Source organism: Kitasatospora sp. NPDC056327, assembly GCF_042261735.1.
Taxonomy (GTDB): Bacteria; Actinomycetota; Actinomycetes; order Streptomycetales; family Streptomycetaceae; genus Kitasatospora.
Genome location: NZ_JBHJRC010000297.1, coordinates 1 through 10,348 on the forward strand (window position 1 = coordinate 1; position 10,348 = coordinate 10,348).

A 10,348-nucleotide genomic window follows, 5' to 3' on the forward strand; every position below is an offset into this window, starting at 1 on the left:
GCCACGTGGTGGCGGGGGCCCGGCCGGTGCCGTGGGCGGTTCAGCACTCGATGACGTTGACGGCGAGTCCGCCGCGCGAGGTCTCCTTGTACTTGATCTTCATGTCGGCGCCGGTCTCCTTCATGGTCTTGATCGCCTTGTCGAGGGAGACGTGGTGCCGGCCGTCGCCGCGCAGTGCCATCCGGGCGGCGGTGACGGCCTTGACGGAGGCCATGCCGTTGCGCTCGATGCAGGGGATCTGGACCAGGCCGCCGACCGGGTCGCAGGTGAGGCCGAGGTTGTGTTCGATGCCGATCTCGGCGGCGTTCTCGACCTGCTCGGGGGAGCCGCCGAGGACCTCGGCGAGGCCGCCCGCGGCCATCGAGCAGGCGGAGCCGACCTCGCCCTGGCAGCCGACCTCGGCGCCGGAGATGGAGGCGTTCTCCTTGAAGAGCATGCCGATCGCGCCCGCGGCGAGCAGGAAGCGGACGATGCCGTCCTCGTCGGCGCCCGGGATGAAGTTCAGGTAGTAGTGCAGGACGGCGGGGATGATGCCGGCCGCGCCGTTGGTCGGGGCGGTCACCACCCGGCGGCCGGAGGCGTTCTCCTCGTTGACCGCCATCGCGTAGAGGGTCACCCACTCCATCGCGTTCGCCGGGCCGATCCCCTCGGCGCGCAGCGCGCGGGCGGCCGCGGCGGCGCGGCGGCGCACCTTGAGCCCGCCGGGGAGTATGCCCTCGCGCGACATGCCCGCCCGGACGCACTCCTGCATGACCCGCCAGATCTCCAGCAGCCCGGCGCGGATCTCCTCCTCGCTCCGCCAGGCCTTCTCGTTCTCCAGCATCAGGCCGGAGATCGACAGGCCGGTCTCCCGGGTGAGGCGCAGCAGCTCCTCGCCGGTGCGGAAGGGGTACTTCAGCAGGGTGTCGTCGGGCTTCACCCGGTCCGCGCCGATCGCGTCCTCGTCGACGACGAAGCCGCCGCCGACCGAGTAGTAGGTCTTCTCCAGCACGGCGGAGCCGTCGGCCCGGAAGGCCCACAGGGTCATGCCGTTCGCGTGGTAGGGCAGCGAGCGCCGCCGGTGCAGCACCAGCTGGGTGTCGGGGTCGAAGTCGATGGCGTGGACGCCGAGCAGGCGGAGCCGCTTCTCGGCGGTGATCCGCTCGACGTCGCGGTCGGCCTGGTCGACGTCGACGGTGCGCGGGGAGGCGTTCTCCAGGCCCAGCAGCACGGCCTTCGGGGTGCCGTGCCCGTGCCCGGTGGCGCCCAGCGAGCCGAACAGCTCGGCGCGGACGGCCGTCACCCTGGTCAGCAGGCCCTCCGACTTCAGCCGGCGGGCGAACATCCGGGCGGCGCGCATGGGGCCGACGGTGTGGGAACTGGACGGACCGATGCCGATGGAGAAGAGGTCGAAGACGCTGATGGCCACGGAGGGACGTCCTTGTCTGGTCTCGTGGGTGGTGCCGGCAGGGAGGGAGGGACGGCAGTGGCGGGGAGGGTCGTCGGGCGGCTGACACGGGACGGGGCACCGCGCGCACTCTCCAGTGTGCGCGGTGCCCCGGAATCCCCGGTGTCCGGGCGGCGTGAGCCCGGTCACCTGCGGCCGAACGGGAGGACCTACAGGTCGGGGTAGAGCGGGTACTTCTCGGCGAGGGCGGTGACCCGGGCCTTGAGGGCGCCGGCGAGGGCCTCGTCGAAGGCCGGCTTCAGGGCCTCGGCGATGATGTCGGCGACCTCGCGGAAGTCCTCGGCGCCGAAGCCGCGGGTGGCCAGCGCCGGGGTGCCGATCCGCAGGCCGGAGGTGACCATCGGCGGGCGCGGGTCGTTCGGGACGGCGTTGCGGTTGACGGTGATGCCGACCTCGTGCAGCCGGTCCTCGGCCTGCTGGCCGTCGAGCGAGCTGTTGCGCAGGTCGACCAGGACGAGGTGGACGTCGGTCCCGCCGGACAGCACGGAGACGCCGGCCTCGGCGACGTCGTCCCGCAGCAGGCGCTCGGCGAGGATCCGGGCACCGTCCAGGGTGCGCTGCTGGCGCTCCTTGAACTCCTCCGACGCGGCGACCTTGAAGGCGACCGCCTTGCCGGCGATGACGTGTTCGAGCGGGCCGCCCTGCTGGCCGGGGAAGACCGCGGAGTTGATCTTCTTGGCGTGCTCGGCCCTGGAGAGGATGACGCCGCCGCGCGGGCCGCCCAGGGTCTTGTGGGTGGTGGTGGTGACCACGTCCGCGAACGGCACCGGGTTGGGGTGCAGGCCCGCGGCGACCAGGCCGGCGAAGTGGGCCATGTCGACCATCAGCAGCGCGCCGGTCTCGTCGGCGATCCGGCGGAACTCGGCGAAGTCGAGCTGACGCGGGTAGGCGGACCAGCCGGCGATGATCAGCTGCGGCCGGTGCTCCTTGGCGAGGCGCTCGACCTCCGCCATGTCGACCTGGCCGCTCTTGTCGTCCACGTGGTACGGGACCACGTTGTAGAGCTTGCCGGAGAAGTTGATCTTCATGCCGTGGGTCAGGTGACCGCCGTGGGCCAGGTTCAGGCCCAGGATGGTGTCGCCCGGCTTGATCAGCGCGAACATCGCGGCGGCGTTGGCCTGCGCGCCGGAGTGCGGCTGGACGTTGGCGTGCTCCGCGCCGAAGAGCGCCTTGATGCGGTCGATCGCGATCTGCTCGACCACGTCCACGTGCTCGCAGCCGCCGTAGTAGCGGCGGCCGGGGTAGCCCTCGGCGTACTTGTTGGTCAGGACCGAGCCCTGGGCCTCCATGACCGCCACCGGGGCGAAGTTCTCGGAGGCGATCATCTCCAGGGTGGTCTGCTGGCGGTGCAGCTCGGCGTCGACCGCGGCGGCGATCTCCGGGTCGAGGGCGTGCAGGGACTGGTTCAGAACCGTCATGGTGGAGTCTTCCCGGGAGGAATGAGGGGGACGGGACCGGCCGGCGCGGGGCGGCCGCCGCTGCGCGGCCGCCCCGGCGGTGGCTCAGGCCGAGGGGTTGGTGAGCGCGGTGTACTCGTCGGCGCTCAGCAGCTTGCCGGCGGACTCGACGCGGACCTTGAACAGCCAGCCGCCCTCGAACGGGTCGCTGTTGACCAGGCTGTTGTCGTCGGCGACGGCGTCGTTGACCTCGACGACCACGCCGGTCACCGGCGAGTACAGGTCGCTGACCGACTTGGTCGACTCCAGCTCGCCACAGGTCTCGCCGGCGGTCACCTCGGCGTCGACGTCGGGCAGCTGCACGTAGACGATGTCGCCCAGGGCGTCGGCGGCGTGCTTGGTGATGCCGATCGTGGCGATCTCACCGGCGGCGGCGGTGGTCAGCCACTCGTGCTCCTCGGTGTACTGCAGGTGCTGGGGGTTGCTCATGGCGTCATTCTCCAGGATGGGAAGCGGGTACGGCGAAGCGGCCCGGCGCGCGGACGTGCCCCGCGTGGGAAAACAGGTGGGGCGGGGTCAGCGGGCGCGCTTGTAGAACGGCAGCGCGACGACCGTGACCGGCTCGTGCCGGCCGCGCACGTCCACCGCGACGGTGGTGCCGGGGGCCGCGTGCGCGGCGTCCACGTAGGCCATCGCGATCGGCTTCTCCAGGGTGGGGGAGGGCGCGCCGGAGGTGATCCGGCCGATCGGCCCGCCGTCGGCGGAGACCACGGTGTACTCGGCGCGCGGCACCCGCTTGCCCTCGGAGACCAGGCCGACCAGCACCCGCGGCGGCTTGGCCTCGGCCTCGGCGGCGGCCTTCTCCAGGGCCTTGCGGCCGACGAAGGCGCCGTCGTTGGTGGTCTTGTCGAAGCGGACGACCCGGCCCAGACCGGCGTCGAACGGGGTCAGGTCGGTGGAGAGCTCGTGGCCGTACAGCGGCATGCCGGCCTCCAGGCGCAGCGTGTCGCGGCAGGACAGGCCGCAGGGGACCAGACCGCGGTCGGCGCCGGCCGCGGTCAGCGCCTGCCAGACCTGCTCGGCGTCGCCCGGGTTGCAGAAGATCTCGAAGCCGTCCTCGCCGGTGTAGCCGGTGCGGGCGAGCAGCACGTCGCGGCCGGCCACCTGGGCGGGGAGGATCGCGTAGTACTTGAGGCCGGGCAGGTCGGCCTCGGTGGTGCCGGCCAGGATCGCGGTGGACTCCGGGCCCTGGACGGCGATCAGCGCGTAGGCGTCGCGGTCGTCGGAGACGACGGCGTTGTAGCCCTTGGCACGGGCGATCAGCTCGTCCAGCACCAGCTGGGCGTTGGAGGCGTTGGCGACGACCAGGAAGGCGTCCTCGCGCAGGCGGTAGACGATCAGGTCGTCCAGGATGCCGCCGTTCTCGGCGCAGATCATGGTGTAGCGGGCGCGCAGCTCGCCGAGCGCGGAGACGAAGCCGACCAGGGCGTGGTCCAGCATCTCGCCGGCCTGCGGGCCGGTGACGGTGATCTCGCCCATGTGCGACAGGTCGAACAGGCCGGCCCGGGTGCGGACCGCGAGGTGCTCCTCGCGCTCGCTGCCGTAGCGCAGCGGCATGTCCCAGCCGGCGAAGTCGGTCATGGTGGCGCCGAGGGCGCGGTGCAGCGCGTCGAGCGCGGTGAGGCGGAGGGACGACATGGCCAGGAACTCCTCGGTCGGGGCACTCAGGGGTGCGCGCGCCGGGACCGGCCCTGCTCGGGGGCGGCGGACCCTGCGCGCGGGCATGCGGCGGCTGGGTCTCCCCATCTGTCGTCGAACCTGAGAGCTTCACCGCCCCGCTGCCCGGTAGGGGACAGCATGGCGGCTTGCACCGTGGGTGGGCGCACGGCAGGGCCGTGCGCCGCTTTCCAGATCTGCCTAACCCGTGCGGTAGGGGTGCCTGAGAGATTCCGGGGAGGACTTGCTCCTTCGGCGCCGGCCGTGCCGCCTGGACGGGGGCACTCCGGACTCTCCCGCGCGGGTTCGAGCGGCCGGTATGGAGTTGGAGGGATCCGGGTGGTAGCCACCGCGGACGCGGACATCATGGCACGTCCGTGCGGATGAGGGGAGAGGGGCCTGCGTCACGTACGCCCTCCCGCCCCGCCGCGAGCAGCCGAAACGCTAGGCTGCGGGGATCGGCGAGCAGAGGGCGGTACAGCGGCGCATGGGGAACCCGGTGGAGCAGCAGGGGTGGGGCGGACCGGAGGCGGCGCCGCCGGGCGGCGCGTGGCCGGCCAACGAGCTGGAGCAGGTGCTCACCGCCGCGCTCGGCGACCCGGGCGCGACCCCCCGCGTGATCGAGGTGCTGGCGCGCAGCCAGGTGTGGATCCCGCTGCCGTCCGGCGGGGACCCGCAGGGGCGGTCGCTGGACCTGCCGGTGGTCGAGCTGGCCGGCGGCCCCTACGTCCCGGTGTACTCCTCGCAGGAGGTGTTCCTCCAGCAGGCACCGGGGATGCCGTTCGCGGTCGCGCCGGTGTGGGAGTTCGCCCGGGGGCTGCCGCTGGGCGTGGGCATCGCCGTCAATCCGGAGGCCCCGGTGGGCATCCCGGTGCCCCCGGAGGGCGTGGCCGAGCTGCGCCGCGGGCCGCGCGAGGACCGCTGGGAGGCCGCCCCCGACGCGCCGTCCGGCGGCCGGGTGGCACTGCGCGAGCCGGTGCCGGGCGAGGACCCGGAGGCCTTCCTGGCCGCCTGCCGCACGGAACTGGCGGGGCTGCCCGGGGTGCTGACCGCGCGGCGCGCGCTGGCCAGCGTCGAGGGCGAGCCGACCGTCATGTTCGTGGGGGTCCAGCTGGACCCGGCGGCCCCGGCCGACCCGGTTGCGGTGAACGGGGCATTGGGGCGAGCGCTGGGAACCGCGCCGCTGCCCGGCGGCGTCCACCTCGTACTGCTCGACCTCGCGGACGATCCGGTGGTCGACTGGTTGGTGAACCGGGTCGCGCCCTTCTACGTGCGGGGCTGACCGGGACGCCCGCCGTCCGTCCGGCACCCGCCGGGGCGGGTGGGGGTGCGGGAGCGGTGCGGACCCCCGCCACGTCGGCGTGGCGGCGGTCGGCGGCGCCCCATAGGGTGCGTGCTGACGGCCGCCGGGCCGACGGTGACGGACGAGGAACGAAGAGGCGCAGCGAGGTGGGCGCATGAGTGCGGGATCGGTAGCTGGCGGTGCACCGGGGCCCTGGGGCCAGGCGCCCACCGGACGCCCGGATCCGGGCGCGCTGGAGCGTGCCCTGCGCGAGGTGGCGCCGGAGCGCTACGAGGCCTACGAGACGATGCTGCACGCCCTGGCCGAGGGCCGCGTCTGGATGCTGCTCTGGCACGGCACGCAGGGCAGCCCGGACGCCCAGTACGGGAACATGGAGATCAGCGGCCACGGGTACGCCCCGGCCGTCACCTCGCCCGAGCAGCTGGCGGCCTCCGGCTGGGCGCGGGCGCACGAGGTGATCTCCGGCCGGGAGATCGCGGCCTCGCTGTACCGCACCAGGTGGGGGCTCTGGCTGAACCCGCACGCCCCCGGTGGCGGTGTCGGCGTGCCGTGGGCGGACCTGCGGCGGGTCGCGGCGGGGCTGGACCGGCTGCCGGCCGGGCCGCTGAAGCTGAGCGAGCCGCAGGTGCCGGCCCAGCAGTTCTTCGCGCTGCTGGAGCGGCAGGCGGTGGAGGTCCGCGCGGTGCGGGCGCTGCGCCGGGCCTGGGTGCGGCCGTCGGTGGGGGAGCCGTACCTGGCGATCGGGCTGGAGCTGTACGAGAGCTCGCCGCCCACGGTGGAGGCCGTGCGGGCGCTGATGCAGCGGGCGATCGCGGTCGCGCCGGAGGGCCTGGCGGTCTCGACGGTGGCGATGGCGGACGAGTTCGACCCGGTGGCGCTGTGGATGCGGGCCAACGCGCGCCCGTTCTACGACCGCGAGGGGGCCGGGCACGGCCGGGCGCAGACGGGACCGTACCCGCCGGTGCCCCCGCCGCCGTACGCCTCGCAGCAGGGACCGGCCCAGGGGGCCGGCCAGGGCTTCGGTTACGGCACGCACCCGCCGGCCCAGGGCTGGCCGGGGCAGCAGCCCCCGCCGCCGCAGCCGTGGTCCGGGTACCCCGGCCGCTGAGCGGTCAAACTCTCCGAATTACCTTCACAGAAACCGGCTTGACTCCATGTCAGGCCGGTTTCGGCGTTTTTCCGGACGTTTTCGCGGGAGTGGCTGGCAGACATATTGACATGGCTGTTACAGCTGTGTGAAGAGGGATATGCCGAAGATCAGGGAGGTGCATGCGCACAGATCACAGTTGGGCATCTGTCGGTTGTCAGGGCTGGCGCAAGCCAGTTCGGATGGCAGAGAGTTCTGCAACAGCCCACCGCGCGTGGTTGGCGCCTCACAAAGGCGGACGCGCCGGCTGACCGCATGATCCACGCGACGCCCATCCCGCGTGGCAGCAGTACTGAGCACGCCGTACCGCTGGGACCTTCCCGCACCTGCACCTCCGCACGTCCGCACCCAAGCACGTCCGCACCAGCCGCGCCGCCGATCCCGGCGTCCGGCACCCGTGGGCCGGCCACCGTCGGCGAGGGGACCGAACTGACCATGACCGCACCCATCAAGACCGCCGGGAACGCTCCGGAGGCAGACGCCGCCGCGAGTCCGGCCAAGAAGATCGAGGGCCGCTCGCTCGGCCGGATCGCCTGGACCCGCTTCAAGCGGGACAAGGCCGCCGTCGCCGGCGGCATCGTGGTGATCCTCCTCATCGCGCTCGCCGTGCTGGCCAAGCCGATCGAATCGGTGTTCGGCCTCGACCCCGACGCCCTCAACCAGGACCTGCTGGACGCCAACCTCGGCGGCCTGCCGATGGGCGACTGGGGCGGCATGAGCTGGGACCACCCGCTCGGCGTCGATCCCCTGCAGGGCCGCGACCTGCTCTCCCGCATCATCGAGGGTTCCTGGGTCTCCCTGCTGGTCGCCTTCGGCGCGACCCTGCTGTCCAACACCATCGGCACCGTGCTCGGCGTGATGGCCGGTTACTACGGCGGCTGGGTGGACACCCTGATCAGCCGGGTGATGGACGTCTTCCTCGCCTTCCCGCTGCTGCTCTTCGCCATCGCGATCTCCGCCTCGCTGCAGGGCGGCGCGTTCGGACTGCACGGCCTCCCGCTGCACATCATGGTGCTGATCTTCGTGATCGGCTTCTTCAACTGGCCCTACATGGGCCGGATCGTGCGCGGACAGACCCTTTCGCTGCGCGAGCGCGAGTTCGTGTACGCGGCCCGCAGCCTCGGTGCCCGCGGGCCGTTCATCCTCTTCAAGGAACTGCTGCCGAACCTGGTCGGTCCGATCCTGGTCTACTCGACCCTGCTGATCCCGACCAACATCCTCTTCGAGGCAGGCCTCAGCTTCCTCGGCGTCGGCATCCAGGCACCCCAGGCGTCCTGGGGCGGCATGCTCAACGACGCGATCCAGTACTACCAGGTGGACCCCCAGTACATGGTGGTCCCCGGTCTGGCGATCTTCCTCACCGTGCTCGCCTTCAACCTGCTCGGCGACGGGCTGCGTGACGCCCTCGATCCCAAGAGCAACTGACCCCGCGTCAGGACCCTTCGTTCAGCCACCACTTCCTCAAGGGGTTGATCTCACCCATGCGCAGGTCCCGTACCGTAGGACTGACCGCCCTGGCCGCCGCCGCGGTCCTCGTCGTCACCGGTTGTTCGTCGGGCTCGAAGAGCGACGACGGCAAGTCCTCCGCCACCGGCGGCAGCACGGCCGGGGGCGCCGGTGGCGCCAACGCGGCCACCAAGGGCGTCGTCAACGCCTCGGACAAGAAGGGTGGCACCGTCACCTACGAGATGCGCGGCACGCCCGACTCGCTCGACCCCGGCAACACGTACTACGCGTACATCTACAACTTCTCGCGCCTGTACGGCCGTCCGCTCACCACCTTCCAGCCGGGCGCCGGCGACGAGGGCAACAAGCTCGTCCCCGACCTCGCGGAGTCGCTCGGCACCCCCAGCGCCGACGGCCTGAGCTGGACGTACAAGCTGCGCGCGGGCCTGAAGTACGAGGACGGCACGCCGATCACCTCGAAGGACGTGAAGTACGCCGTCCTGCGCTCCAACTACGCGCCCGAGGTCAACTCCAACGGCCCGACGTACTTCAAGGAGATGCTGGTCGACAACGAGACGCCGTACCAGGGTCCGTACAAGGACAAGGACGGCGACCTCAAGTCGATCGAGACGCCGGACGAGCGGACCATCGTCTTCCACCTGAAGCACGCCTTCGCGGACTTCGACTACCTGGTCTCCGCGCCGCAGACCGTGCCGGTCCCCAAGGACAAGGACACCGGCGCGACCTACGTGAAGCACGTCATCTCCTCGGGCACCTACAAGTTCGAGAGCTACGAGGACGGCAAGCAGGCGGTCCTGGTCCCCAACACCAACTGGGACAAGGCCACCGACCCGATCCGCAAGCAGCTGCCGGACAAGATCGTGCTCAAGATGAACATCGAGCAGTCCACGATCGACAAGGACCTGCTCGCCGGCAACGCCCAGGTCGACCTGGTCGGCGCCGGTGTCGACCAGCAGACCCAGGCGAAGATCCTCCAGGACCCGAAGCTCAAGGCGCAGACCGACAACGCCTACGGCGGCCGCCTGGTCTACACCGCGATCAACTCCAAGGTCGCGCCGTTCGACAACATCGAGTGCCGCAAGGCCGTCCAGTACGCGATCGACAAGGTCTCGGTGCAGACCGCGATCGGCGGCCCGATCCGCGGTGACATCGCCAACACCGTGCTGCCGCCGGACATCCCGGGCCACGAGGACTTCAACACGTACCAGACCAAGGACAACAAGGGCGACGAGGCCAAGGCCAAGGAGGCCCTGAAGGCCTGCGGCAAGCCGGAGGGCTTCTCCACCGTGCTGACCGCCCGCACCGAGCGCGCCCCGGAGATCGCCGCCGCGACCTCCATCCAGGCCGCGCTGAAGAAGGTCGGCATCAACGCCGAGATCCAGCAGTTCCCGCAGGGCAAGTACCTCTCCGACCACGTCGGTGTCCCGGCGTTCAACAAGGAGAAGAACGTCGGCCTGATGATGATGCAGTGGGGCGCCGACTGGCCGACCGGCTACGGCTTCCTGCAGCAGATCGTCGACGGCCGCTCGATCAAGGCCTCCGGCAACAGCAACCTGGCCGAGCTGGACGACCCGGCGGTCAACAAGCTGATCGACGACGCCGCGGTCAACACCGACAAGGCCGCCCGGGACAAGATCTACGCCCAGATCGACAAGAAGGTCATGGACGCGGCCGTCTACGTGCCGCTGACCTACTTCAAGGTCTTCCTGTTCCGCCCGGACAGCGCCACCAACCTCGTCTCCACGCCGGCCTACTCGGGTGAGTACGACTACCTGAACATCGGCACCACCAAGTAAGAGCCTGGCTCCGCATCCCTGAAGGCAGGTGAAGGCAGCGGCGCCCGCCCCCGTCCGGAGGACCCCGGACGGGGG

8 protein-coding genes and 1 riboswitch are annotated in these 10,348 nt (G+C 71.5%); of the genes, 4 read left to right on the forward strand and 4 right to left on the reverse strand.

Going from position 1 to position 10,348, the window contains the following annotated elements:
• Nucleotides 1-40: 40 nt before the first annotated feature.
• The 4 genes from ACFCX4_RS30235 to gcvT form a co-directional block, all read right to left on the reverse strand.
• Nucleotides 41-1,408: an L-serine ammonia-lyase gene (locus ACFCX4_RS30235; RefSeq protein ID WP_376149286.1), complete on the reverse strand. Its 1,368-nt coding sequence runs from the start codon at nucleotides 1,406-1,408 to the stop codon at nucleotides 41-43.
• 188 nt (nucleotides 1,409-1,596) lie between these two features.
• A complete protein-coding gene (gene glyA, locus ACFCX4_RS30240) occupies nucleotides 1,597-2,865 on the reverse strand; it encodes a serine hydroxymethyltransferase (RefSeq protein WP_376149289.1) in 1,269 nt (422 codons plus the stop codon).
• A gap of 84 nt (nucleotides 2,866-2,949) precedes the next feature.
• Nucleotides 2,950-3,333, reverse strand: coding sequence for a glycine cleavage system protein GcvH (gene gcvH / locus ACFCX4_RS30245; protein ID WP_376149292.1), 384 nt, complete (start codon nucleotides 3,331-3,333; stop codon nucleotides 2,950-2,952).
• A gap of 87 nt (nucleotides 3,334-3,420) precedes the next feature.
• Nucleotides 3,421-4,542, reverse strand: a complete 1,122-nt coding sequence (gene gcvT, locus ACFCX4_RS30250) for a glycine cleavage system aminomethyltransferase GcvT (protein ID WP_376149295.1) — start codon at nucleotides 4,540-4,542, stop codon at nucleotides 3,421-3,423.
• Between the two features lie 219 nt (nucleotides 4,543-4,761).
• Nucleotides 4,762-4,869: riboswitch (glycine riboswitch) on the reverse strand.
• Nucleotides 4,870-5,047: 178 nt separating this feature from the next.
• Between gcvT and ACFCX4_RS30255 the strand changes: the two genes are divergently transcribed.
• The 4 genes from ACFCX4_RS30255 (at nucleotide 5,048) to ACFCX4_RS30270 (ending at nucleotide 10,273) form a co-directional block, all read left to right on the forward strand.
• Nucleotides 5,048-5,842 (forward strand): enhanced serine sensitivity protein SseB, encoded by a 795-nt coding sequence (locus tag ACFCX4_RS30255; protein WP_376149298.1) that lies wholly within the window; start codon nucleotides 5,048-5,050, stop codon nucleotides 5,840-5,842.
• 175 nt (nucleotides 5,843-6,017) lie between these two features.
• Nucleotides 6,018-6,971, forward strand: a complete 954-nt coding sequence (locus ACFCX4_RS30260) for an enhanced serine sensitivity protein SseB C-terminal domain-containing protein (RefSeq protein WP_376149301.1) — start codon at nucleotides 6,018-6,020, stop codon at nucleotides 6,969-6,971.
• 474 nt (nucleotides 6,972-7,445) lie between these two features.
• Entirely contained in the window at nucleotides 7,446-8,435 is a 990-nt protein-coding gene (locus ACFCX4_RS30265) for an ABC transporter permease (RefSeq protein WP_376149303.1), read from the forward strand.
• A 56-nt stretch (nucleotides 8,436-8,491) separates the two neighbouring features.
• Nucleotides 8,492-10,273 (forward strand): ABC transporter substrate-binding protein, encoded by a 1,782-nt coding sequence (locus tag ACFCX4_RS30270; RefSeq protein ID WP_376149306.1) that lies wholly within the window; start codon nucleotides 8,492-8,494, stop codon nucleotides 10,271-10,273.
• Nucleotides 10,274-10,348: the final 75 nt, after the last annotated feature.